Raw genomic sequence first — 24778 nt, 5'->3', positions numbered from 1 at the left:
GTCGTTCATCCAGTCTTCGCGGATCGGGGGCACGTTTCACGTGAAACAACCCCCAGCGTACCGGGCACCCAGTGATCGCCTCCCACCATTACCGGGCGGCAGCGGCGCCGGTGATCAGTGGCACTCTTCGTTCTCCTCTTCTTAAAGTGGGGCAATGCGCACTGGCGAGCCGCTGCCCGCCGTGGGGGAGGTCCTTGTCTCCCTCGCGACCGGCGTGTGGCACTGGGACACCGCCACCGGGCTGGTCACGGTCGACGCCGAGGCGGCCCGGCTGCTCGGGCTGTCCGCCGAGGAGACGGTCCTCACGGAGGCACAGACCCGGGCCCGTCTGCACCCCGTCGACTGGAACGAGATCACCGGAGTGGTGCAGCTCGCCGTCGCCGAGGGCACCCTCGCCGAGGTGCGGATCCGGATCATGGACGACCGGGGGCGGGTCGTGCGGGTCGTCCGCAGCCGCTCGAAGCCGTCGTTCGACCCGGCGAAGAAGGCGTACGAGCTGATCGGCACCCTTCAGGAGGTCACCGAGCCGACTCCGGGCACGGCCGCCGGACGGACCGCCGTCACCGGCGACTGGCGGCGCTCACGCGAGGCGTTTCTGCTGGACGCGGGCCGGGCGCTGGCCGAGGCGCGGTCCACCGAGGAGGTGCTGCGGGTCGCCGCCGCCCTGTCGATGCCGGGCTTCTCACCGGACGGACTGGCCGTCTTCGGCGTCACGGGGGACCGGCTGACGATCATCGGCCACCACGGACAGCAGCCCAGCGACGAGGCCCCCTTCACCCAGATGTCCCTGCAGACGGACTATCCGGCGGCCGAGGTCGTCCGCACCGGACGGGCCGTCTATCTGTCCTCGCCCGAGCGGTACAAGGAGCGCTACCCCCTCACCTGGCCCCTGGCCGAGCACTTCGGCCGTCACTCGTGGGCCTTCCTGCCGCTGACCGTGGCGGGCCGCACGATGGGCGCGTGGATGGCGGCCTTCGCCTACCCGGTGGCCTTCACCCCGGACGAGCGGTCCGTGCTCACGACGGTCGCCAGGATGCTCGCCCAGGCGCTCACCCGCGCGAGCGCGGCGGAGAACCAGCGCGAGCTGACCGACGGCCTGCAACGCTCCATGCTGCCGACCCTCGGCCCCGAGATACCGGGCATGACGCTGGCTGCCCGCTACATTCCCACCGGCGGCGGCCTTCAGGTCGGCGGTGACTGGTACGACATGATCCCGCTGCCCGGCGGCGCCTCCCGGACCAAGCCCGGGGGAGGCCGGTTCGCCCTGGTCATCGGCGACGTCCAGGGCCACGACGTGCGCGCGGCGGGACTCATGGGCCAACTGCGCATCGCGCTGCGGGCCTACGCCGCCGAGGGGCATCGCCCCGACGCCGTCCTCTCCCGCGCCTCCGGCTTCCTGCACGGCCTCGCCGACGCGGACGGGGGCGCCGATCTGCGCTTCGCCACCTGTCTCTACGTCGAGGTCGACCCGGCGACCGGGGTCCTGGAAGCCGCCCGGGCCGGCCATCTGGACCCGGCGATCCGGATGGCCGACGGAACGGTGCTGGTCCGGGCGACCGCCGGCGGGCTGCCCCTGGGCATCGACCCGGACGCCGACTACCCCACCACCCGGCTCGTCCTGGAACCCGGCGAGACGATGATGCTGTGCACCGACGGCCTCCTGGAGACCGGGGGCCACGACCTCGACACCGGCTGGCAGCGCGTCCGCAAGACCCTGGAGGCGCACGAGGGCGATCTGGAGGAGTTGGCCGACGCCCTGGTCCAGGCGGTCCACGGCCCCTCCTCGCACCACACCACCGGCCCCCTCGCCGACCGCCGCGAGGACGACATAGCCGTCCTGCTCCTGTGCCGCCCGGGCGAGGGCGGCTGCGGTCCGGGCGCCGTCACCCTGCCCCCGCGGCGGCTCGTGCGCCGTTCGATGCTGACGGTCGCGCAGGCCGAGCCCGAGCGGATCGCCGTCGCCCGGCAGCAGGTGCGCGAGCTGCTGCACGACTGGGCCTGCGAGGACCAGATCGACTCCGCGGTGCTGCTCGTCTCCGAGACCCTCACCAACGTCCTCGTCCACACCGACGCCGACGCGCTGCTCGTCGCCGAGGTCACCGGTACGCCGGGCGAACGCCGGCTGCGCATCGAGGTCACCGACACCAGCGACGACCTCCCGCACATGCGCCGACCCGGTGAAATGGCCTCCTCGGGCCGCGGCCTGGTCCTCATCGAACTCCTCGCGCACACCTGGGGGGTGGCCCCGCGGGGCGAGGGCAAGAGCATCTGGTTCGAGCTCTATGAGCCGCAAGACCCGGGCAAAACCGCGGAGTCGACGCCTCCGCTCCCCTAAAAGGATGAACATCCGTGCTACGGACGCCCGTTGTCTCGGCATATGCCTAGTTTCCGAGGCGGAGGTGATGCTCGATGCACGAGCAGAACAACACACCGCCGCCCCGATCGGCGGCACGGCAGGACGCGATCGACATCAACGACTTCGTCTTCGCGGCGACAGGGGCGCGGGTACGGAGGCTCACCACGCCGGACGGCACGCACTGGTTCCCGGCCGTGGACGTAGCCACCGAACTCGGCTACGCGAACACCCGGGACGCGCTGCGTCTCCGGGTTGCGCAACAGCACACAACATCCCTCGACGATCTTGCACGAAGCGTCGGTACAGCCGACGCTTCATGCAACATTGCAGGTCACCGCCTTAAGAAGTCCATGAAGATGGTGAATCTCCGCGGACTCATCCAGCTCGTGAACGGCTGCACCAAACCGGAGGCGCAGCCCTTCAAGCTCTGGGTCTCCGAAGTCGTCGCCACCATCCAGCAAGAGGGCTCCTACTCCCTGGAACCGGCCCCCGTGCAACCCGCCCCCGCCGGACGCACCGCGTACGTCATGCCGGATCAGGTCGTCGACGCGCTCGTGCGGCTCGAAGAGCGCAACATGCGGACGGACGAGAGGCTGGCGGCCTTCGCCGAAGAGCGCAACGACCTGCTCCGGCAGATCAACCACGGCCTGCAGGACATCGCAGCGGCCCTCCACCGTCCCGCCCGCCGCTCCGGGACCGTCAGCGAGGCGGCCTTGACACCCCAGGCGGTGCTCGCCGCCTGGAGGGCGAAGAACCTCGTCGTCACGGATGACGTGCACGCCGTCGCGGCCCTCCTCGCACCGGCGCTGGTGCGCGGCGAGGCCCGCTACCGCGTCGAGGAGATCGCCCGACGGACCGGGCTGTCGCACGAACGCGTCCACGACTGTCTGCGCCTGCTGCTCAAGCGGGGGTGCGTGCGGCAGACGGGCTGCACGGCGGAGGGAGCGCCCGTCTACGTGCTGCCCTAGCAAGACGCCGGGCGCGGTGAAAGAGGCAGGCCCGAAGTCGCAAACCAACTTTGCGGCTTCGGGCCTTCTCGCAAGGTACCGGAAATCAGGCGGTCTGCGGGCCGCTCTCCGTCATTCCGTGGACCGCCGGGACGGTGCCCAGCCGCCCCTTCTGGAAGTCGTCGAAGGCCTGCTGGAGCTCGTCCCTGGTGTTCATGACGAACGGGCCGTAGTGGGCCATCGGCTCGCGGATCGGCTGCCCGCCGAGGAGGACGACCTCCAGGTCGGGCGTGTTCGCGTCCTGCTTCTCGTCCGCGCGGACCGTCAGCGAGGAACCCGCGCCGAAGACCGCCGTCTGACCGAGGTGGATCGGGCGGCGCTCGGCGCCGACCGAGCCGCGGCCGGCCAGGACGTACGCGAGGCCGTTGAAGTCCGCACGCCACGGAAGAGTGACTTCCGCACCCGGCGCGAGGGTCGCGTGGACCATCGTGATGGGGGTGTGGGTGATGCCCGGGCCCGCGTGTCCGTCCAGCTCGCCGGCGATGACGCGCAGCAGCGCGCCGCCGTCGGGGGTGCTGAGGAGCTGCACCTGACCACCGCGGATGTCCTGGTAGCGCGGGGCCATCATCTTGTCCTTGGCCGGGAGGTTCACCCACAGCTGCAGGCCGTGGAAGAGACCGCCGGACATGACCAGGGACTCCGGCGGGGCCTCGATGTGCAGCAGGCCCGAGCCGGCCGTCATCCACTGGGTGTCGCCGTTGGTGATGGTGCCGCCGCCACCCTGGCTGTCCTGGTGGTCGAAGATCCCGTCGATGATGTAGGTGACGGTCTCGAAGCCGCGGTGCGGGTGCCAGGGCGTGCCCTTCGGCTCGCCCGGCGCGTACTCCACCTCGCCCATCTGGTCCATCATGATGAACGGGTCGAGATGGCGGTAGTTGATCCCGGCGAACGCACGGCGCACCGGGAAGCCCTCGCCCTCGAAACCGCTGGGCGCGGTCGTGACGGTGAGCACGGGACGTGCGACCGCGTCGGCCGCTGCCGCGACGCGCGGCAGGGTGAGCGGGTTCTCGACGGTCACTGCGGGCATGTCCGTACCTCCTTGGGCGACGTACGTCCCAGTTTAGTTGAGCGTTGAACTTTCTGCCACCCGTAACGACGGAAGCCCGGAGGGCATTCCCTCCGGGCGCTCCCGCCGGCAGGGCGGGACAGGACCTGGAAAACCTCAGCCGTACATCCGGCGCATCGCGAATTCGACCATCTGTTCGACGGCCTTGGCGTCGAAGACGATCCGGTGTTCGCCCTCCATGTCGAGGACGAAGCCGTACCCGGTGGGCAGCAGGTCGATCACCTCGGCGCCGGTGATCACGAAGTACTTGGACTCCTTGCCGGCGTACCGGCGCAGTTCCTTGAGACTGGTGAACATCGGGATCACCGGCTGCTGGGTGTTGTGCAGGGCGAGGAAGCCGGGGTTGTCGCCGCGCGGGCAGTACACCTTGGAGGTCGCGAAGACCTGCTGGAAGTCCTCGGCGGCCAGCTGACCGGTGGTGAAGGCCCGCACCGCGTCCGCGAGGGACGGCGGGGACGGCTCCGGATAGAGCGGCGCCTGCTGGCCGTAACCGCCGTGACCGCCGGGCATCTGCTGCTGCGGCGGGGCGTACTGCTGCTGTGCGGCGCCCCCGTCCATGGGCTGCCCGTATCCGTACATGGGCGCAAGCGTACCGAGACGAGCCCGGCGACGAGCGGCAGGGGAATCAATACCCCACGGTAGTCAGGGGCGTGGGCCGCGCACCCCCCTTGTCCCGTCGTCGACCACGGCCCCTCGGCTGCCGGCGAGCCCGTCGCGGCTCCGGTCGACTAGACCCTTCTCACACTTGGCCGAGTAGGGGTTGCGGCTTATTACCGACGGGTAGCATCATCGGTAGCTACTTGTTGGTACGTGAACTAGCGCGAGGATCCAGTGCCTCGCCGATCTCTCTAGGGAGCCGGAGCCGTCGCCATGGGGCACTACAAGTCGAATCTCCGCGACATCGAGTTCAACCTCTTCGAAGTACTCGGGCGCGACAAGCTGTACGGCACCGGCCCGTTCGAGGAGATGGACACCGAGACCGCGAAAAGCATCCTGGAGGAGCTGACCCGCCTCTCGGAGAACGAGCTGGCCGAGTCCTTCTCGGACGCCGACCGCAACCCGCCGGTCTTCGACCCGCAGACCAACACCGCGCCGGTGCCCGCGTCGTTCAAGAAGAGCTACCAGGCCTTCATGGACTCCGAGTACTGGCGTCTGGGCCTGCCCGAGGAGATCGGCGGCACCACCGCCCCGCCGTCGCTGATCTGGGCGTACGCGGAGCTGATCCTCGGCGCGAACCCGGCCGTGTGGATGTACTCCTCCGGTCCGGCGTTCGCCGGCATCCTCTTCGACGAGGGCAACGACGTCCAGAAGAAGATCGCGCAGATCGCCGTCGAGAAGCAGTGGGGCTCCACGATGGTCCTCACCGAGCCGGACGCCGGCTCGGACGTCGGCGCCGGCCGCACCAAGGCGGTCCAGCAGGAGGACGGCTCCTGGCACATCGAGGGCGTCAAGCGCTTCATCACGTCCGGCGAGCACGACATGTCGGAGAACATCCTCCACTACGTGCTGGCCCGCCCCGAGGGCGCCGGCCCCGGCACCAAGGGCCTGTCCCTCTTCATGGTCCCGAAGACGCTCTTCGACTTCGAGACCGGTGAACTGGGCGAGCGCAACGGCGTCTACGCCACGAACGTCGAGCACAAGATGGGCCTCAAGGCCTCCAACACGTGCGAGATGACGTTCGGCGACCGGCATCCCGCCAAGGGCTGGCTGGTCGGCGACAAGCACGACGGCATCCGCCAGATGTTCCGCATCATCGAGTTCGCCCGCATGATGGTCGGCACGAAGGCGATCTCCACGCTCTCCACCGGCTACCTCAACGCGCTGGAGTACGCCAAGGAGCGCGTCCAGGGTCCCGACCTGGCGAACTTCATGGACAAGGCCGCGCCCAAGGTCACCATCACCCACCACCCCGACGTGCGCCGCTCGCTGATCACGCAGAAGGCGTACGCGGAGGGCATGCGCGCCCTCGTCCTCTACACGGCCTCGATCCAGGACGCCATCGCGGTCAAGGAGGCGGCCGGCGAGGACACCAGGACCGAGCACGCGCTCAACGACCTGCTCCTGCCGATCGTCAAGGGCTACGGCTCGGAGAAGGGCTACGAGCAGCTCGCCCAGTCGCTGCAGACCTTCGGCGGCTCCGGCTTCCTGCAGGAGTACCCGATCGAGCAGTACATCCGCGACGCCAAGATCGACACCCTCTACGAGGGCACCACGGCGATCCAGGGCCAGGACTTCTTCTTCCGGAAGATCGTCCGCAACCAGGGCGCGGCGCTCAACTCCCTCGCCGAGGACATCAAGAAGTTCCTGGCGCTCGGCACCGGCGGCGAGGAGCTGTCCGGGGCCCGCGAGCACCTGGCCAAGGCCGCCGTCGAGCTGGAGGCCATCGTCGGCCTGATGCTGACCGACCTCGCCGCCACCGAGCAGGACGTCAAGAACATCTACAAGGTGGGCCTGAACACCACGCGCCTGCTGCTCGCCTCCGGTGACGTGATCGTCGGCTACCTGCTCCTCAAGGGCGCGGCGATCGCGGCCGAGAAGCTGGAGACGGCCTCCGCGAAGGACCGGGCGTTCTACACCGGCAAGATCGCGGCGGCGAAGTTCTTCGCGGCCAACGTCCTGCCCGGCGTCACGCTGGCCCGCAAGGTCGCCGAGGGCGTCGAGCTCGACCTGATGGAGCTGGACGAGGCCGCGTTCTAGGACCCAACCGGACCCACCCGGACCCATCCGGACCAGCTGGACACCTGCGCGGCCCTGCGCAGGGCGCCACCGCGCAGCACTCCACATTGTCCTCACGAGGGCCCGCTCCCATCGCCGGGAGCGGGCTCTCGTACGTCGTTAAGGTGAACCCCATGAGCGAACCCTCCCGCTTCGACCGCGGCCACACCGACGACCTCATGACGTTCCTGACGGCGAGCCCGTCGCCGTACCACGCCGTGGCGACGGCGGCCGAGCGGCTGGAGAAGGCCGGTTTCCGGCAGGTGTCGGAGACGGACGCCTGGGACGGGACGCACGGCGGCAAGTACGTGCTGCGCGGGGGTGCGATCGTGGCCTGGCACGTGCCCGAGGGCGCCGCGCCGCACACGCCGTTCCGGATCATCGGCGCGCACACCGACTCCCCGAACCTGCGCGTCAAGCCGCAGCCCGACACCGGCGCGCACGGCTGGCGCCAGGTGGCGGTCGAGATCTACGGCGGACCGCTGCTGAACTCCTGGCTCGACCGCGACCTGGGCCTGGCCGGTCGGCTGACCCTGCGCGACGGCACGACGCACCTGGTGGACGTGGGCCGTCCGCTGCTGCGCGTCCCCCAACTCGCCATCCACCTCGACCGGTCGGTCAACGCTGACGGCCTCAAGCTCGACAAGCAGCGCCACCTCCAGCCGGTCTGGGGACTGGGCGGCGACGTGCGCGAGGGCGATCTCATCTCGTTCCTGGAGCAGGAGGCCGGGCTGACCGCGGGCCAGGTCACCGGCTGGGACCTGATGGTGCACTCCGTGGAGCCGCCCGCCTACCTGGGCCGCGACGAGGAGCTGGTGGCCGGACCCCGCATGGACAACCTGCTGTCCGTGCACGCCGGGACGGCGGCGCTGGCGGCGGTGGCGGCCGGCGGCGAGGACCTGCCGTACATCCCGGTGCTGGCCGCGTTCGATCACGAGGAGAACGGCTCGCAGAGCGACACGGGCGCCGACGGCCCGCTCCTCGGCAGTGTGCTGGAACGTTCGGTCTTCGCGCGCGGCGGATCGTACGAGGACCGGGCGAGAGCCTTCGCGGGCACCGTCTGTCTGTCCTCCGACACCGGGCACGCCGTCCACCCCAACTACGCGGAGCGGCACGACCCGACGCACCATCCGCGGGTCAACGGCGGGCCGATCCTCAAGGTCAACGTCAACAACCGCTACGCGACGGACGGCACGGGCCGCGCGATCTTCGCCGCCGCCTGCGAGAGGGCCGGCGTGCCGTTCCAGACCTTCGTCTCCAACAACTCGATGCCGTGCGGCACGACGATCGGCCCGATCACCGCCGCCCGGCACGGAATCCGCACGGTCGACATCGGCGTGGCCATCCTGTCGATGCACAGCGCGCGCGAGTTGTGCGGCGACGCCGACCCGTACCTGCTGGCCAACGCCCTGACGGCGTTTCTGCAGGGGTAGCCCGGCCCCCGCCGGTCAGGCTCGCAGGCGGGCCCAGGAGCCGTGCCCCGCATGGTAGTTGCCTGCGGGGGTACCCGGATGTCGGAGCCGGACCGACCGGTGATCCTGACAGGGAGGCGACATCATGGGCCTCGGCGGGTGCATCATCCTCATCGCCGTGGGAGCCATCCTCACGTTTGCGACCGACTGGCACATGCAGGGGGTCAACCTCGACCTGGTCGGCGTCATCCTGATGATCGTCGGCCTGATCGGTGTGACGACCTTCAGCAGCATCGCCCGGCGCCGCCGGGTCATGGTGCCGCCCACCTCGACGACGGTGGTCGAGACGGAACGGCGTCCCCACGACGGATACAGCGACGGCTACGGCGTCTGACGGACCGGCGGGAAGGACGACTCGAGCGTTCCGCACCCCGGCACACCTGATGCCTTTGTGTGAGTACCGTGAAGACTCGGACCCTTGAGGCCCGGTGGGCGTGCCCGCCGGGCCCGTACCGCTGCCGTCTCTCGGCGAGACCCGCGCCGCCCGCCCGTCCGCACGCCTTCGGCCGGCGCACTCGGGTCAACCCCGCAGGGAAAATCCGTCGCCGCCGGGAGACGTCCGCCGGTCCGGGGAAGCAGTACCCGTATGAGACTCCTCGTGCGCGACCGGCTCCTCGGCTTCGGCGACGACTACTGGATCGAGGACGACCGGGGCAACAAGGTCTACCTCGTCGACGGCAAGGCGATGCGCCTGCGGGACACCTTCGAGCTGAAGGACGCCCGGGGGCGCGTTCTGGTCGACATCCACCAGAAGATGTTCGCCCTGCGGGACACCATGGTGATCGAGCGGGACGGCGAGCCGCTGGCCACGATCCGGCGCAAGCGGCTGTCGCTGCTGCGCAACCACTACCGCGTGGCCCTGGCGGACGGCCGCACCGAACTCGACGTCAGCGGCAAGATCCTCGACCGTGAGTTCGCGGTCGAGTACGACGGCGAACTGCTGGCCGTCGTCTCCCGGCGGTGGCTGCACGTGCGGGAGACCTACGGCGTCGACGTCGTGCGCGAGGACGCCGACACGGCCCTGCTCATCGCGGTGGCGGTGTGCGTCATCCACCTCGCCGACAAGGAGCGGGCCGACAAGGAGCGGCAGGACGACTGACCGGTCACCGGCGCGGTGGCCGCAGCCCGAGCACCCGGTCCTTGAGGGCCGGGAACTGCTCGCGGGTCGCGGCCGTCCTCGCCGGGTCGAAGTCGACGGTGAGGACCTCCTCGCCGGACCCCGCCTCGGCGAGGACCTCGCCCCAGGGATCGACCACGATCGAGTGACCCGCCTGCGGAACTCCGGCGTGCGTCCCGGCCGTTCCACACGCGAGCACGAACGCCTGGTTCTCGACCGCCCGCGCCCGGGCCAGCAGCGTCCAGTGCGCCCGGCGGCGCTCCGGCCAGCCCGCGGGGACGACGAGGGTCTCGGCGCCGGCGTCGACGAGAGCCCGGAACAGCTCGGGGAAACGGAGGTCGTAGCAGGTGGCGACGCCGAGGGTCGTCTCGGGGAGACGGACCGTCACCAGGTCCTCGCCCGCGGCCATCAGCACGGCCTCGCCCTTGTCGAAGCCGAAGCGATGGATCTTGCGGTAGGAGGCGACCAGCTCGCCGGAGGGGGAGAAGACGAGAGACGTGTTGTAGAGGGCGTCCGCGCCTTTGGCGGAGCCGCTGCCGGACGGAGCCCGTTCCGGGATCGAGCCCGCGTGCAGCCACACGCCCGCGTCGCTCGCGGCCTTCGCCATCGCCCGGGCCGTCGGTCCGTCCAGCGACTCGGCCTCGCCGGCGAACTCCTCGTAGGCGAACGCTCCCGTGGTCCACAGCTCCGGCAGCACCACGAGGTCGGCCCCGGCCTGTTCCCGGACCAGTTCGGCCACCCTCGACCGCCGCGATTCGACCGATTCGCCCGCGTCTACGGCGATCTGGATCAGAGAGGCGCGCACACTACCACCGTCCTGGCATTCGAGTAGTCCACAGGGCCTACGATCGTCACACGAAAGCACTGCCGGGGTGCCTCACAGCAGCGTAACTTGGGGTTCCCCCCGATTCGAGCGCAGCCGAGCACGGGGGGAGTTCCGAGACGCCGCCGACAGCGCCGGCTCCCGCTGGCAACGCCGCCACAGCCCACCCGAGTACCGATCGCCGAGGGGTCCCGTTTCCGTGAGTCTGCATCCCACCCTCCAGCCCTACGCCGACGCCTGGACCCACTCCATCGAAGCGATATCCGAGCTGGTGGAGCCGCTGGCGGAGGCGGACTGGAACGGCCGGACGCCCTGCCCGGGCTGGTCGGTGCGCGACATCGTGTCGCACGTCATCGGACTGGACTGCGAGATGTACGGCGACCCGCGCCCCATCCACACCCTCCCCCGCGACCTGTTCCACGTCACCAACGACCTGCAGCGCTACATGGAGATGCAGGTCGACGTGCGCCGCCACCACACGGCCCCCGAGATGACGTCCGAGCTGGAGTACACGGTCATCCGCCGCAACCGGCAGCTGCGCAACGAGTCGCGCCAGCCCACGACGATGGTGCGCGGGCCGCTCGGCACGGAGCTCACGCTGGAGGAGTCCATGCGGCTGCACGCCTTCAACGTGTGGGTGCACGAGCAGGATCTGCGCGCCGCTCTCGGCCGTCCCGGCAACCTCGACTCCCCCGGCGCCCACATCGCCCGGGACGCGCTGCTCGCCGAGCTCCCCGCGGTCGTCGCCGAGAAGGCCGACGCGCCGCGCAGCTCCGCCGTCGTCTTCGACGTGCACGGGCCGATCGAGTTCCTGCGCACCATCCGCGTCGACATCCAGGGCCGCGGGACCCTGGAGACGGCCCCCGCGCTCGGGCCCGCCGCCGCGTTCACCCTCGACTGGGAGACGTACGTCCGCCTGGCCTGCGGCCGGGTGACGGCGGAGGCGGTGGCCGACCGGGTGAAGGCGGAGGGCGAGCCGGAGCTCACGGCGGCCGTTCTGCGCAACTTCGCGGTCACCAGGTAGCCGGCCCCTCCGGGTGCGGCACGGGACGAGAACGGGCCCGTCGTGACGATCACGACGGGCCCGTCTCCAGGGCTCAGAGACTGACCAGAAGTCAGCCCAGCCGGGCGAAGCCGTAGTTCAGCAGCTTGGTCGCGTCGGCGGCGCGCACCGTGGTGCTGGTGGAGGCCAGCACCGTGCCCACGACGGTCTTGCCGTTGCGGGTGGCGGCGAAGACGAGGCAGTACTTCGCCTCCGGGCCGGAGCCCGTCTTCACGCCGATGGCGCCGCTGTAGCTGCTCAGCAGCGTGTTGGTGTTGATCCACGCGCCCATGGTGCGGGTCGAGCCGGTCTTGGTGACGGTCTTGGCGGTGTACGACTTGGTCTTGACGACCACCCGGAAGTTCGCGTTCTTCAGCGAGTTGCTGGCGAGCTTCGTGAGGTCCTTGGCGGTGGAGTAGTTGGCCCCGCTGCCGATGCCGTCGAACGAGTCGAAGTGCGTGTTCGTCATGCCGAGCGTCTTCGCCTTGGCGTTCATCTTGGCGATGAAACTCTTCACGCGCGCGGCCCGCGTCGTGCCCGTGCCGTACGTGTCGGCCAGGGCGTACGCGGCGTCGCAGCCGGACGGCAGCATCAGCCCGTAGAGCAGCTGACGGACCGTGACCCTGTCGCCGACGATCAGCCGCGCGGACGACGCGGTGTTCGCGACGATGTAGTCGCTGTACGCCTTCTGGATGGTGACCTTGGCGTCCAGGTTCAGGTTCGTCTGCGACAGCACGACGTTCGCCGTCATGATCTTGGTGGTGGAGCCGGTGGACAGCTTGGTGTCCATGCCCTTGTTGTAAAGCGCCGCACCGTTCGCGTTGTTCATCACGAAGCCGGTCTTGGCGGCGATCGTGGGCGTCGCGACAGCCTGTGCGGGCGCCGCGGTGAGGACCCCGGTCGCGAGCACTGCGCCGGCGGTGACGGCAACGGCGGCGGCCCTGCGGACTCGGATGCCCTTGATGGCGGTTATCAACTGAAATACCCCGATTACGTCGAATGCCCCTGCGGTGCGGCCAAGTTCAAAGGGGGAAAGAGATGGGCCGCACATGTGTGACACGTAAGTAGCACACAAAGTTGTGCGTCTGCCGGGCAGAATTTCCGATTTCTTGATCCATCCCTTGCCCGGGCCCCACCCGCCGCGCCCGTCGGATCCCGTCCCCGGGTCCGCATCCTGGACCGGCCCGCCGATGCGTCCGTGTTGTATCTATCCTGTGGGCATGCAGTCCTCCGCTCCGCCCGCCCCCGTCCCCGCCGGTGTCCCCGTCAAGCGGCCGCCCGCCGCGGAGCGCGTGTACGCGCACGTCAAACAGGGTGTCCTGGACCGTCGCTACGAGGGCGGCGCCCTGCTCACCGAGGGGGAGCTCGCCGACGCCGTGGGGGTCTCGCGCACGCCGGTGCGCGAGGCGCTGCTGCGGCTGGAGGCGGAAGGGCTGATCAAGCTCTACCCGAAGAAGGGCGCGCTGGTCCTGCCGGTCTCCGCGCAGGAGATCGCCGACGTGGTGGAGACCCGCCTGCTGGTCGAGGAGCACGCGGCGCGCAAGGCGGTGCCCGCGCCGGCCAAGCTCCTCGCGCGCCTGGAGGAACTGCTCGCCCAGCAGAGGGAACAGGCCGCCGCGGGCGACCTGGCGGCGGCCGCCGTGACGGACCGCTGCTTCCACGCCGAGATCGTGCGCAGCGGCGGCAACGAGATCCTGTCGCGGCTCTACGACCAACTCCGCGACCGCCAGCTGCGGATGGGCGTCGCCGTCATGCACTCGCACCCCGACCGGATCGCCAAAACGCTCACCGAGCACGCGGAGATCCTTCGGGCGCTGCGCTCCGGCGACGCCGAGCGGGCCGTCGACCTCGTGCACCGGCACATCGGCTGGTTCTCCCATCTCGCCCGTGGGGAGGTCCGATGAGCACCGCGCCCCGCGGCGTGAACTCCACCCTTCCGGGTGACCCTCCCCCGGAGGGGGCACCACCAGGCGGACGACGCGCCATGGCCGTCTGGGGGATCGGCGTCTCGGTCTACTTCGTCGCGGTCATCTTCCGCACCTCGCTGGGGGTGGCCGGCCTCGACGCCGCCGACCGCTTCCAGGTGAACGCCTCGGCCCTGTCGGCCTTCTCGATCCTGCAGCTCCTCGTCTACGCCGGCATGCAGATTCCGGTGGGCCTGCTGGTCGACCGGCTGGGCACGAAGAAGGTGCTGGCCATCGGCGCCGTGCTGTTCACGGCCGGCCAGCTCGGCTTCGCCTTCTCCCCGTCCTACGGCACGGCCCTCGCCTCGCGCGCCGTGCTGGGCTGCGGGGACGCGATGACGTTCATCAGCGTCCTGCGGCTCGGGACCCGGTGGTTCCCCGCGCGGCGCGGACCGATGGTCGCCCAGCTCGCCGGCCTGGCCGGGATGGCGGGCAACCTCGTCTCCACCCTGGTCCTGGCCCGTCTCCTGCACGGCGTCGGCTGGACCGCGGCCTTCGCGGGCAGCGCGCTGGCCGGTGTGGTGGTCCTGGTCCTGCTGCTGCTCTTCCTGAAGGACCACCCCGAGGGCCACGAGCCGCAGCCGTTCCCGCACCGGGGCGCGGCCTACGTCCGCCGTCAGATCGCCGCGTCCTGGCGGGAGCCGGGCACCCGGCTGGGCCTGTGGGTGCACTTCACCACCCAGTTCCCCGCGATGGTGTTCCTGCTCCTGTGGGGCCTGCCGTTCCTGGTCGAGGCCCAGGGCCTGTCGCGGGCCACGGCCGGGGAACTCCTGACGCTGGTGGTCCTGTCCAACATGGTCGTGGGCCTGGTCTACGGCCAGATCGTCGCCCGTCACCACGGGGCGCGGCTGCCGCTGGCCCTGGGCACGGTGGGCGCGACGGCCGTGATGTGGGCGGCGACGCTGGCCTGCCCCGGCGACCGCGCGCCGATGTGGCTGCTCGTGACGCTCTGCGCGGTCCTCGGCGCGTGCGGCCCCGCGAGCATGCTCGGCTTCGACTTCGCCCGGCCGGCGAACCCTCCCGAGCGCCAGGGGACGGCCTCCGGCATCACGAACATGGGCGGCTTCGTGGCGTCCATGACCACGCTCTTCGCGATCGGCGTGCTGCTGGACGCGACCGGCGACGACTACACGATCGCCTTCTCGTGCGTCTTCGTGCTGCAGGCTCTCGGCGTCAGCCAGATCCTGCGCCTGCGCAAGCGGGCGGCCCGCCGGGAGCGGGAGCGGCTGGTGGCCAGCAGGGTGGAAACGGTGCACGTGCCCGCCTGAGTGCGGCTGTCGTGCCCACGGGGTGCCGCCTGAGAGGGGCCCGTCCATGCCCCGCGGGGTGCCGCCTGAGAGGGGCCGCACGCGCCCGCGGGTTCGACGAGCGGGAGCCGCGTCCCGGGTGACCGGGACGCGGCTCCCGCCGCCGGGCTCGGCCGCTCAGCCCCAGGTGATCAGCTTCTTCGGCTGCTCCAGGATCGCCGCCACGTCCGCCAGCACCTTGGAGCCCAGTTCCCCGTCCACCAGGCGGTGGTCGAAGCTCAGCGCCAGGGTGGTGACCTGACGGGGCTTCACCTTGCCCTTGTGGACCCACGGCTGGAGCTTGATCGCGCCGACCGCCAGGATCGCCGACTCGCCGGGGTTGAGGATCGGGGTTCCGGTGTCGACGCCGAAGACGCCGACGTTGGTGATGGTCACCGTGCCGCCCTGCATGGCGGCGGGCGACGTCCGGCCCTCCCTCGCCGTGGACACCAGTTCGCCGAGGGACTCGGCCAGCTGCGGCAGCGTCTTGGCCTGGGCGTCCTTGATGTTGGGGACCAGCAGCCCCCTGGGGGTGGCGGCCGCGATGCCCAGGTTGACGTAGTGCTTGACCACGATCTCCTGCGCCGCCTCGTCCCAGGACGCGTTGATCTCCGGGTGGCGCTTGACGGCGACCAGCAGGGCCTTGGCGATGACGAGGAGGGGGTTGACCCTGAGCCCCTGCATGTCCTTGTCCCGCTTCAGCTCCTCGACGAGCTTCAGCGTGCGGGTCACGTCGATCGTCACGAACTCCGTGACGTGCGGCGCGGTGAAGGCCGAGCCGACCATCGCCGCCGCCGTCGCCTTGCGGACGCCCTTGACCGGGACGCGGGTCTCACGGGCCGGGTCGTACGACGCCACGGGCGCGGCCGCGGGGGCCGTGACCGGGGCCGAAGCGGCCTGGGCGGCCGGCTGGGGCGTGGTGGGAGCGGCCACGGCGGCCGGGGCCGCCGCCGCGTGGACGTCCTCGCGGGTGATGATGCCGTCCGGGCCGGACGGGACCACCGTGGCGAGGTCGACGCCGAGGTCCTTGGCCAGCTTGCGGACCGGCGGCTTCGCCAGCGGCCGGTCCCTGACGACGGCCGCGCCGCCGTGGCCGTTCAGCTCCGCCTGGACGGCTTCCGCGACCTGCGGGACGGTGATCTCCGGGCCCTTGCGCGGCCGGCGTTTGGTGGAGGACACGGCCACGCCGTAGCCGACGAGCACCGGCTGCCGGCCCGAACCGGCCGGCTTGGCCGGCTCGGCCTTCACCGGCTCGGCCTTCGGCCGGGTCTGTGCCGGGGCGGCCGACGGCTGCGCGGGGGCCTGCGCCGGCACCTCGGCGACCGGGGCGGAGCCCGCGCCGCCCGCCACGTCGACCGCGATGATCGACGTGCCCACGTCGACCGTGGTCCCCTCCGGGAAGTGCAGCGAGCGCACGACGCCGTCGTAGGGGATGGGCAGCTCCACGGCGGCCTTGGCGGTCTCGACCTCGCAGACCACCTGGCCGTCCGTCACCGTGTCGCCCGGCTGGACGTACCACTTGAGGATCTCGGCCTCGGTGAGCCCCTCGCCCACGTCGGGCATCTTGAACTCGCGTACGGACGCTTCCGTCATCGTCGTCACGACCCTCTCCTCAGTACGCCAGGGCACGGTCGACGGCGTCGAGCACCCGGTCCAGGCCCGGCAGGTACTCATCCTCCAGGCGCGCCGGCGGGTACGGGGCGTGGTAGCCGCCGACCCTGAGCACCGGTGCCTCCAGGTGGTAGAAGCAGCGCTCGGTGATCCGGGCGGCGATCTCCGCGCCCGAGCCGAAGAAGACGGGCGCCTCGTGGACGACGACCAGGCGGCGGGTCTTCTCCACCGACGTCTGGATCGAGTCGAAGTCCAGCGGGGACACCGAGCGCAGGTCCACGACCTCCAGGTTCTTGCCCTCCTCGGCGGCCGCGGCGGCGACCTCCTGGCAGAGCTTCACCATCGGGCCGTAGGCGACGAGGGTCAGGTCCGTGCCCTCGCGGACGACCCGGGCCTTGTGCAGCGGGCCGGGGATGGCCTCGGTGTTCACCTCGGCCTTGTCCCAGTAGCGCCGCTTGGGCTCGAAGAAGATCACCGGATCGTCGCTCTGGATGGCCTGCTGCATCATCCAGTACGCGTCGGACGCGTTGGACGGGGAGACGATCTTCAGACCCGACACGTGCGCGAAGAGCGCCTCCGGCGACTCCGAGTGGTGCTCGACCGCGCCGATGCCGCCCCCGTAGGGGATGCGCACGACGACCGGAAGCTTGACCTTGCCCAGCGAGCGCGCGTGCATCTTCGCGAGCTGGGTGACGATCTGGTCGTAGGCCGGGAAGACGAAGCCGTCGAACTGGATCTCCACCACCGGGCGGTAGCCGCGCAGGGCCAGTCCGATCGCGGTGCCCACGATGCCCGACTCGGCGAGCGGGGTGTCGATGACGCGGCTCTCGCCGAAGTCCTTCTGCAGGCCGTCGGTGACCCGGAAGACGCCGCCGAGCTTGCCGACGTCCTCACCCATGATCAGGACCTTGGGGTCGGCCTCCAGGGCGTGGCGCAGCGACTCGTTGATCGCCTTGGCCAGAGCCAGGTTCTTGGTGGTCGCGGTGTCCGCCATCTCAGTTTCCCCCCGTACCCGCGGCGAAGCCGCTCTCGGATTCCGTCGCGAACGACGCCTGGTACGCGGCGAACTGCGCCCGCTCCTCGTCGACCAGCGCGTGCCCGTCCGCGTACACGTTCTCGAAGATCGCGAAGCGGTCCGGGTCCGGCATGGCGCGGACCGCTTCGCGCACTCGCCTGCCCAACGCCTCGCTCTCCGCTTCGAGTTCCGCGAAGAATCCCTCGTCCGTGTGGTTCGAGGCCTCCAGGTGACGACGCAGGCGCAGGATCGGGTCCTTCGCCTCCCAGGCCTCGCGCTCCTCGTCTGCCCGGTACTTCGTCGGGTCGTCGGAGGTGGTGTGGGCGCCCATGCGGTACGTGTACGCCTCGACGAGGGTGGGTCCCTCGCCGTTGCGGGCCCGCTCCAGCGCCCACCGGGTGACCGCGAGGCAGGCCAGCACGTCGTTGCCGTCCACGCGGACGCCCGGGAAGCCGTAGCCCTGGGCACGCTGGTAGAGGGGGACGCGGGTCTGCTTCTCGGTGGGCTCGGAGATCGCCCACTGGTTGTTCTGGCAGAAGAACACCACCGGCGCGTTGTAGACCGCGGAGAAGGTGAAGGACTCCGCCACGTCGCCCTGGCTGGAGGCGCCGTCGCCGAAGTAGGCGATGACCGCGCTGTCCGCGCCGTCCTTGGCCACGCCCATCGCGTACCCGGTCGCGTGCAGCGTCTGGGAGCCGATGACGATGGTGTACAGGTGGAAGTTGTTGCTGTTGGGGTCCCAGCCGCCGTTGTTCACGCCGCGGAACATGCCCAGCAGGTTCGTCGGGTCGACGCCCCGGCACCACGCGACGCCGTGCTCACGGTAGGTCGGGAAGACGTAGTCGTCCTCGCGGGTGGCCCGTCCGGAGCCGATCTGTGCGGCCTCCTGACCGAGCAGCGAGGCCCACAGGCCCAGTTCGCCCTGGCGCTGCAGGGCGGTCGCCTCGGCGTCGAAACGGCGGGTGAGCACCATGTCGCGGTAGAGGCCGCGAAGGTCTTCGGGGGTGACACCGGCGACGTACTTGGCGTACTCGGCGTTCCTGGCGTTCTTGACCCGCTTGCCCTCCGGCGTCAGCAGCTGCACGAGCTCGGGCTCGGCGCTCTTCCTGGCGGTGGTGCGGGTGGTGCGCTCGGTGCCGGTGGCGCCGGCCTTGCTTCCGGCGCTGCGTCGCGGCTTGTGCGCGGCAGTGCTCTCCACGGTCACGTGTGCTCCTCCGTCGGTCCGGCCCCCGGGGTTGCCGGGTACCAGTGCGGCTCACCTTTTCCGACACCCGTGCACGGGGTGGGTGTCACTCGGTCGGAACAGGTGTGACAGGTGCCCCGGCGAGCGCCCTGCGGTCGACACGTTACCCAGTGCTTCACATTTCTGTGAAACCCCTCCTGACCTGCGTTTTTGCTTGGATATCCAAGTAAATCGGCAAAGTCGGGAGAGAGCCTGGTCACAGCCTTGCAGGAGGCCGGAGCAACGGCACGTTATCCCGGCCACCCAGGCCACGGGAAGAGGCGTCGGGCAGCGACCTGCCGCCGTCCGGGCGGGCCGGGCGGCGGCCGGCGGGCCCCCGCGCGCCCCGGCGGACCATCCCGACGCGCCCCTCCTCGACGCCCTCGGAGCGGTCCTGCGGCACGACCTGGAGCGACCGCCTCTGCCACCTCTTGACCACTGGTGACTTTCTGTGACAACGCGCAGCTCACGGGCGGGATCAGTGGCCTAGCATCGAGCGCGTGCCGCGCCCCTGTGTACCCCCCTCAATGCCCCACGCGCCCCCTCTGGGCGCACTGCTCCGGCGGTACGCCGCCGGCTCCGCGCTCGCCTGCGAACCCGTCGAGGAAGGCCTGCTGAACCGCGGATACCGGCTGCGCACCACCCGGGGCCGTTATTTCCTCAAGCACCACTTCGACCCGGACACCGCCGATCCCGCGTCGATCGCCCGTCAGCACCGGGCCACCGAGCGGCTGGCCGATCTGGGCGTCCCGGTCGCTCCCCCGCTGCCGGGCCGCGACGGCCGCACGGTCGCCGTCGTCGGCGGCCACGCCTACGCCCTCCACCCGTGGATCGAAGGCCGCCACCGCCACGGCGCCCAACTCAGCCCAGGCCAGTGCGACCGCCTCGGAGCGCTGCTGGGCGTGGTGCACGCCTGCCTGGAGCACGTGATGCGCCCGCCCGGCGAACAACCGTCGCCGGAGCGTGGCGAACGGGTGCCGTGGGCGCGCGAGCCGGAGCGCGCCGCCCCGGCCGGGCGCACCCCCCGCGCCGAACCCGCCGCTCCCCCGCAGCCCGCCCCTCCCGCCGGTCAGGCAGCGGGGCGCCGACGCAGATCAGAGTCCGCCGAGGCCACCGCGCCCGCCGCCCCGGCCGTCACGCGTGCCGAGCCGACGCCCCCCGCCGGCCCCGGACTCACCGCACCGGGCCGGGCCCCCGATGCCGCTCCCGCCCGGCCCGCGGCCCCCGCCCCGAGCCCCGACCCCGCGGACACCTTCGCCCTCATCGACGATCTCCTCGCGCGCATGCGGCGTCACCGCCCCACGGGCTCCTTCGACGAGCTGGCGCGCCATCGCCTTTTGGAACGGCGCGGGCTTCTGGAACGGCACGCCGACCGGCGTCCCCCGCACGGCGGTCCGGTCGGCTGGGTGCACGGGGACTTCCACCCCTTCAACCTGCTCTACCGCGGCGACGCCCCCGCCGCCATCGTCGACTGGGACCGGCTCGGCGTGCAGCCCCGCGCGGAGGAGGCCGTCCGCGCGGCCGCGATCTTCTTCGTCCGGCCCGACGGCACGCTCGACCTGCGCAAGACCAGGCAGTACGCCCGCGCGTACCGGCGGACGGCGGGAGCCACGCCCCGGGAACTCGGCGCGGCCGTGCACCGCGTGTGGTGGGAGCGGCTCAACGACTTCTGGATGCTGCGCTGGCACTACGAGCGCGGCGACACGCGCGCGGACTCCCAGTTCGCGGCCTCCTCGGCGCTCGCCGTGTGGTGGACGCTCGAGTACGACGCCGTCTGCGGGGCGTTCACGCAGTGACCGGCCGGGTCCGACGGACTCGCCCCGCCCCCGGAACACACACACGCGCGCGTGGAGCCCGGTCAGGGGCCCCGGCGCGCGCGGAGGAGAAGCTCGGTCACCCGCCGAGTCCGGCGCCCAGGCTGGTGTTGCCCGGGTCGGTCCCGCCCGTCTCGTTGCCCCCCGTGGCCGGGGCGCTCGGCTCGGTCTCCGTGTCGGTGGGCTCGTCCGACGGCTGGCTGCCCGTCTCCTCGCCCGTCGGCTCACGGCTCGCGGACGCGGAGGGCGAGGAGGACGGCGAGAAGGAGGGCGAGTACGACGGCGAGTAGTCCTGGTGGGAGTTCGAGCCGGTGTTGTCGTCCGTCGAGGAGTCGCCGCTGGACGTCTCGCTCTCCTCGGCGCTGGGCTTCTCGCTCGGGGCGGACCGCGAGACGGACGGCGAGGCGGACGGGGACGTCGAGGTCTCGCCGCCCCCGGTTCCGGTGCCCTTGTTGTTGAGGGCGAGCGCGACGCCCGCGGCGATGGCGATCACCGCGAAGACGGCGAGGATCCACAGCTTGCCGCGGCCGCTGCCCCTGTTCCCGTGGCCCTCGAAGCCGCCGTCGTCCCCACCGCCGTAACCGGTGGGCAGGATCGGCTGCGGGATCTGCGAGGTGTTGGAGCCGTCCGCGCCGTGCGGCAGCACCGCGGTGCCCGCGAAGCCGCCGGCGGGCGTCCCGCGGCCGTCCTGCGCGCTCACCGGGCCGGTGTTCCAGGTGCCGGTGTGGCCGCCCTGGTCGTACAGCATCTGCAGCCCGTACTGGACCAGGCCGCGCATCTCCTCCGCCGTCTGGAAGCGGTCGTCGGGGTCCTTGGCGAGGGAGCGCATGACCAGGCCGTCCAGCTCCGGCGGGCACTCCCCGCCCGAGGTCTGCGACGGCGGCACCGGGATGTCCTGCACGTGCTGGTAGACCACCGACAGCGGCGTCTCGCCCGTGAAGGGGGGCCGCAGCGCGAGGAGCTCGTAGAGCAGGCAGCCGGTGGCGTACAGGTCGGAGCGGTGGTCGACGGCCTTGCCGAGCGCCTGCTCCGGCGACAGGTACTGCGGGGTGCCCATGACCATGCCGGTCTGCGTCATCGTCGTGGACGCGCCGTGCAGGGCGCGCGCGATGCCGAAGTCCATGACCTTCACCGCGCCGTTGTGCGTGATGATCACGTTCGCCGGCTTGATGTCGCGGTGCACGATGCCGTGCTGGTGCGAGTAGGCGAGCGCCTCCAGGACGCCGGAGGTGATGATCAGGGCCTGCTCGGGGCCCGGAGCCTCGGCGTTGAGGAGAAGGTCGCGGATCGTGCGCCCCTCGACGATCTCCATCACGATGTACGGCACGCTCTGGCCGCCCACGAAGTCCTCGCCGGAGTCGTACACGGCGACGATCGCATGGTGGTTGAGTCCGGCCACCGACTGGGCCTCGCGCGTGAAGCGGGCCTTGGACACGGGGTCCTCGGCGAGGTCGGCACGCAGCAGTTTGACCGCGACGGTGCGGCCGAGACGTACGTCCTCGGCCGCGAACACCTCGGCCATGCCGCCTCGGCCGAGTCTGCGGGTCAGCCGGTACCGGCCATCCCCGACCAGCCCTCCGTTGCCCCAGTTCTCCGGCGCATCTGACATACCGCCGCCAGTCGCCTCGGGGTCGGACGGGCCCTGAGCGCGCTGCTGTGCCATCAGTCCTCGCCGTCGTTTCTGCCCGCGGTGCGCGCGGTGTTGTCACGGTCTCCGTCGGCCACGCTACAGCCTCCGCGCAAGCCGCCGGTCCGGGACGATCCCCAAAAGGACGCCCCGGGCGGGCCCCTGCGCCGGTCCGGGACGGACCGGCCATCCAACCCGTACTCCGTACCGGCGTGCAAATTCTGTGTACCGGCCGTACGCCGGCTGTAACGCTTCCGCGACGCTTCTTCCTCTTAGGGTCACGGAACGGGCACCGAACTTGACGTGTCGGTGCCCTGCGGCAGACTTGGCCGGGAATAGCGCTGTCGATCAACGACGGTCAACGGCTGCCAGAGGGCCTATGGGGGACGCAGAAGATGAGCCAGGACGGCGCGCAGGGCCGGTACGCGGGGCGGGCGCTCGCCGCCGGCCGCTATCAGCTGCGCGACTTGCTCGGCGAGGGCGGCATGGCCTCGGTCCACCTCGCCTACGACGCCGTGCTCGACCGCCAGGTCGCGGTGAAGACCCTGCACACCGAACTGGGCCGTGAGCAGGCCTTCCGCGAGCGTTTCCGCCGCGAGGCGCAGGCCGTGGCCAAGCTCACGCACACCAACATCGTCTCCGTCTTCGACACGGGCGAGGACGACGTGGACGGGCTCACCACGCCCTACATCGTCATGGAGTACATCGAGGGCCGCCCGCTCGGCTCGGTGCTCGACGAGGACGTGCGGCGCCAGGGCGCGATGCCCGCCGACAAGGCGCTGAAGATCACCGCGGACGTGCTGGCGGCGCTGGAGATCAGCCACGAGATGGGGCTGGTCCACCGCGACATCAAGCCCGGCAACGTGATGATGACCAAGCGCGGCGTGGTCAAGGTGATGGACTTCGGTATCGCGCGCGCCATGCAGTCCGGCGTCACCTCGATGACGCAGACGGGCATGGTCGTCGGAACCCCCCAGTACCTCTCGCCCGAACAGGCCCTGGGACGCGGGGTGGACGCGCGGTCCGACCTGTACTCGGTCGGCATCATGCTCTTCCAACTGGTCACCGGGCGGCTGCCGTTCGAGGCGGATTCACCGCTTGCGATCGCGTACGCGCACGTGCAGGAGGAGCCGGTGGCTCCCTCCTCGATCAACCGGGCGCTGCCGCCGGCCGTCGACGCGCTCGTCGCCCGCGCGCTGAAGAAGAACCCGAACGAGCGTTTTCCGACCGCCGTCGCCATGCGCGACGAGTGCCTGCGCGTCGCCGCGTCCTTCCAGCCGGCCCCGCCGAGCATCGTCCCGGGCGCCCAGACGTCCAGCGGCGCGGGCGTCGGTTCGGCGGTGTTCCCGCCGGTCGGCCAGAGCACCCCGCCGCAGGGCAGCGTGCAGACGCCCTACCAGAGCGGCCCGAACCCGAACCCCTACGGCGCCCCGACGCCCGCCGGGTCCTACGGCTACCCGCAGCAGGGCGGTTACCAGACGCCCGCTCCGGCGTACAACCAGCAGGCCCCGCACACCCCGCCCGCGTACAACCTCGCCCCGCAGCCCTCGACCACGGTGACCCCGGGCGGCCGCAGGAGCAGCAAGCCGGTCCTCATCGGCTCCGCCGTCGTCGCCGTGGTCGCGGTCGGCGGCCTGATCGCCAGCCTCACGGTGGGCGGCGGCTCGGACGACGACGCCAAGGGCGGCGGCGCCACCAGCTCCTCCCCGTCGGCGACCAAGGCGGCGGACTACCGAGCGCCGGACACCTCCAAGACGATCGACGCGACGGAGTGCTCCGAGCCGCAGGAGTCGTACAACGACCCCGACAAGATCCAGGTGCCGGACTTCAAGTTCAAGTACATCGGCTCGGTCAAGGCGTGCTTCCAGGCCGCCGGCTGGCAGTACAAGATCACGAAGATCGACGAGAACACCTACGGTGACGGAGCGGTCATGGACCAGTTCCCCTCCGCCGGCACGGACGTCGACCCCAAGGACATGCCCGAGATCGAGCTCAAGGTCTCCACCGGCAACCCGGCCTGAGATTCGCCGAGCTCATGTGAAAGGGCCCGGCGTCCGACGCCGGGCCCGGGGTGGGTGACTGCGGACGACTACAGGTACGGCCCGCCCGAACGACCGCCCGCGGCACGCGGATCGTCCGCGCCCTCGTGGCTCACGCCTGGCGGCAGCGCGCGGCGCATCTGCTCCAACTGGGCCCGCGCGGCCATCTGCTGGGCGAAGAGCGTGGTCTGGATGCCGTGGAAGAGGCCCTCCAGCCAGCCGACCAACTGGGCCTGCGCGATGCGCAGTTCCGCGTCACTCGGCGTCGACTCCTCGTTGAACGGCAGGGACAGCCGCTCCAGCTCCTCGACCAGCTCCGGCGCCAGGCCGTCCTCCAGCTCCTTCACCGAGCTCGAGTGGATCTCCTTCAGCCGGGCACGGCTCGCCTCGTCGAGAGGGGCCGCGCGCACCTCCTCCAGCAACTGCTTGATCATGCTTCCGATCCGCATGACCTTCGCCGGCTGCTCGACCTGCTCCGTCACCGGGATCTCACGGGAGTCCTCGTCGGCGTCGAGGCCGCCGAGCGTCATGCCGTCCTGGCCTACGACCAGGATCTTCTGGGCGTTCTCCGGCGAGCTTTCGTTCCTCGGCATCTCCATGCC

General features: G+C 71.0%; 20 protein-coding genes. 11 read left to right on the top strand and 9 right to left on the bottom strand.

The genetic code is table 11. From position 1 onward, the window contains the following. Nucleotides 1–154: 154 nt before the first annotated feature. Both ACFVYK_RS05105 and ACFVYK_RS05100 read left to right on the top strand, forming a co-directional pair. Nucleotides 155–2335 carry a SpoIIE family protein phosphatase gene (locus ACFVYK_RS05105; RefSeq protein WP_389768623.1) on the top strand — a complete coding sequence of 727 codons (2181 nt, stop codon included), beginning with the start codon at nt 155–157 and terminating at the stop codon, nt 2333–2335. Nucleotides 2336–2409: 74 nt separating this feature from the next. Beyond that, entirely contained in the window at nt 2410–3324 is a 915-nt protein-coding gene (locus ACFVYK_RS05100) for a Bro-N domain-containing protein (RefSeq protein ID WP_389768620.1), read from the top strand. An 85-nt stretch (nt 3325–3409) separates the two neighbouring features. Here the strand turns inward: ACFVYK_RS05100 and ACFVYK_RS05095 are convergent, their stop codons facing one another. Both ACFVYK_RS05095 and ACFVYK_RS05090 read right to left on the bottom strand, forming a co-directional pair. Continuing rightward, entirely contained in the window at nt 3410–4390 is a 981-nt protein-coding gene (locus tag ACFVYK_RS05095) for a pirin family protein (RefSeq protein WP_389768618.1), read from the bottom strand. Nucleotides 4391–4525: 135 nt separating this feature from the next. After that, nucleotides 4526–5008, bottom strand: coding sequence for an SseB family protein (locus tag ACFVYK_RS05090; RefSeq protein ID WP_389768616.1), 483 nt, complete (start codon nt 5006–5008; stop codon nt 4526–4528). A gap of 291 nt (nt 5009–5299) precedes the next feature. Here ACFVYK_RS05090 and ACFVYK_RS05085 point away from each other — a divergent pair, with 291 nt between their 5' ends. The 4 genes from ACFVYK_RS05085 to ACFVYK_RS05070 all read left to right on the top strand — a co-directional run bounded on the left by ACFVYK_RS05085 (nt 5300) and on the right by ACFVYK_RS05070 (nt 9715). Next, nucleotides 5300–7126 (top strand): acyl-CoA dehydrogenase, encoded by a 1827-nt coding sequence (locus ACFVYK_RS05085; protein ID WP_389768613.1) that lies wholly within the window; start codon nt 5300–5302, stop codon nt 7124–7126. A gap of 152 nt (nt 7127–7278) precedes the next feature. Continuing rightward, nucleotides 7279–8577 carry a M18 family aminopeptidase gene (locus ACFVYK_RS05080; RefSeq protein WP_389768610.1) on the top strand — a complete coding sequence of 433 codons (1299 nt, stop codon included), beginning with the start codon at nt 7279–7281 and terminating at the stop codon, nt 8575–8577. 124 nt (nt 8578–8701) lie between these two features. Continuing rightward, nucleotides 8702–8950 carry a DUF6458 family protein gene (locus tag ACFVYK_RS05075; RefSeq protein WP_389768607.1) on the top strand — a complete coding sequence of 83 codons (249 nt, stop codon included), beginning with the start codon at nt 8702–8704 and terminating at the stop codon, nt 8948–8950. Nucleotides 8951–9202: 252 nt separating this feature from the next. Beyond that, nucleotides 9203–9715: an LURP-one-related/scramblase family protein gene (locus tag ACFVYK_RS05070; RefSeq protein WP_389768604.1), complete on the top strand. Its 513-nt coding sequence runs from the start codon at nt 9203–9205 to the stop codon at nt 9713–9715. Between the two features lie 4 nt (nt 9716–9719). Here the strand turns inward: ACFVYK_RS05070 and ACFVYK_RS05065 are convergent, their stop codons facing one another. Next, on the bottom strand, nt 9720–10538 hold the full coding sequence (locus ACFVYK_RS05065) for a carbon-nitrogen family hydrolase (RefSeq protein WP_389768602.1): 819 nt from the start codon (nt 10536–10538) through the stop codon (nt 9720–9722). A gap of 217 nt (nt 10539–10755) precedes the next feature. Between ACFVYK_RS05065 and ACFVYK_RS05060 the strand changes: the two genes are divergently transcribed. Beyond that, entirely contained in the window at nt 10756–11580 is an 825-nt protein-coding gene (locus ACFVYK_RS05060) for a maleylpyruvate isomerase family mycothiol-dependent enzyme (protein ID WP_389768599.1), read from the top strand. A 91-nt stretch (nt 11581–11671) separates the two neighbouring features. Here the strand turns inward: ACFVYK_RS05060 and ACFVYK_RS05055 are convergent, their stop codons facing one another. Further along, the gene (locus tag ACFVYK_RS05055) at nt 11672–12574 is read right to left on the bottom strand and encodes a D-alanyl-D-alanine carboxypeptidase family protein (RefSeq protein ID WP_389768596.1); all 903 of its coding nucleotides are present in this window, start codon (nt 12572–12574) and stop codon (nt 11672–11674) included. Nucleotides 12575–12818: 244 nt separating this feature from the next. On the opposite strand from ACFVYK_RS05055, the gene ACFVYK_RS05050 reads away from it, so the two are divergent. Together ACFVYK_RS05050 and ACFVYK_RS05045 are read left to right on the top strand one after the other, a co-directional pair. Beyond that, nucleotides 12819–13502, top strand: coding sequence for a GntR family transcriptional regulator (locus ACFVYK_RS05050; protein ID WP_389768593.1), 684 nt, complete (start codon nt 12819–12821; stop codon nt 13500–13502). Nucleotides 13503–13582: 80 nt separating this feature from the next. Then, entirely contained in the window at nt 13583–14830 is a 1248-nt protein-coding gene (locus ACFVYK_RS05045; RefSeq protein ID WP_389768590.1) for a nitrate/nitrite transporter, read from the top strand. Between the two features lie 156 nt (nt 14831–14986). Here ACFVYK_RS05045 and ACFVYK_RS05040 read toward each other — a convergent pair whose 3' ends face one another. The 3 genes from ACFVYK_RS05040 to pdhA are packed head-to-tail and all read right to left on the bottom strand — an operon-like array spanning nt 14987 to nt 18678. Next, nucleotides 14987–16450 carry a dihydrolipoamide acetyltransferase family protein gene (locus ACFVYK_RS05040; protein WP_389768587.1) on the bottom strand — a complete coding sequence of 488 codons (1464 nt, stop codon included), beginning with the start codon at nt 16448–16450 and terminating at the stop codon, nt 14987–14989. 10 nt (nt 16451–16460) lie between these two features. Continuing rightward, nucleotides 16461–17453, bottom strand: coding sequence for an alpha-ketoacid dehydrogenase subunit beta (locus ACFVYK_RS05035; RefSeq protein WP_389768584.1), 993 nt, complete (start codon nt 17451–17453; stop codon nt 16461–16463). 1 nt (nt 17454) lies between these two features. Continuing rightward, nucleotides 17455–18678, bottom strand: coding sequence for a pyruvate dehydrogenase (acetyl-transferring) E1 component subunit alpha (pdhA, locus tag ACFVYK_RS05030; RefSeq protein ID WP_389768582.1), 1224 nt, complete (start codon nt 18676–18678; stop codon nt 17455–17457). A gap of 545 nt (nt 18679–19223) precedes the next feature. Here pdhA and ACFVYK_RS05025 point away from each other — a divergent pair. Then, entirely contained in the window at nt 19224–20492 is a 1269-nt protein-coding gene (locus tag ACFVYK_RS05025; RefSeq protein WP_389768579.1) for a phosphotransferase, read from the top strand. A 97-nt stretch (nt 20493–20589) separates the two neighbouring features. Here the strand turns inward: ACFVYK_RS05025 and ACFVYK_RS05020 are convergent, their stop codons facing one another. Next, nucleotides 20590–22176 (bottom strand): protein kinase, encoded by a 1587-nt coding sequence (locus ACFVYK_RS05020; protein WP_389768680.1) that lies wholly within the window; start codon nt 22174–22176, stop codon nt 20590–20592. Between the two features lie 356 nt (nt 22177–22532). Between ACFVYK_RS05020 and ACFVYK_RS05015 the strand changes: the two genes are divergently transcribed. Further along, nucleotides 22533–24158, top strand: coding sequence for a protein kinase (locus tag ACFVYK_RS05015; RefSeq protein WP_389768576.1), 1626 nt, complete (start codon nt 22533–22535; stop codon nt 24156–24158). Nucleotides 24159–24226: 68 nt separating this feature from the next. Here ACFVYK_RS05015 and ACFVYK_RS05010 read toward each other — a convergent pair whose 3' ends face one another. Next, complete coding sequence (locus tag ACFVYK_RS05010; protein WP_389768574.1) at nt 24227–24775, bottom strand: bacterial proteasome activator family protein; 549 nt, start codon at nt 24773–24775, stop codon at nt 24227–24229. Between the last annotated feature and the right edge of the window lie 3 nt (nt 24776–24778).

Origin of the sequence: Streptomyces sp. NPDC058291, assembly GCF_042880855.1 — a bacterium.
Lineage (GTDB): Bacteria > Actinomycetota > Actinomycetes > Streptomycetales > Streptomycetaceae > Streptomyces.
Note: the sequence above shows the minus strand (reverse complement) of the source record. Positions and strands in the feature narration are given on the sequence as shown.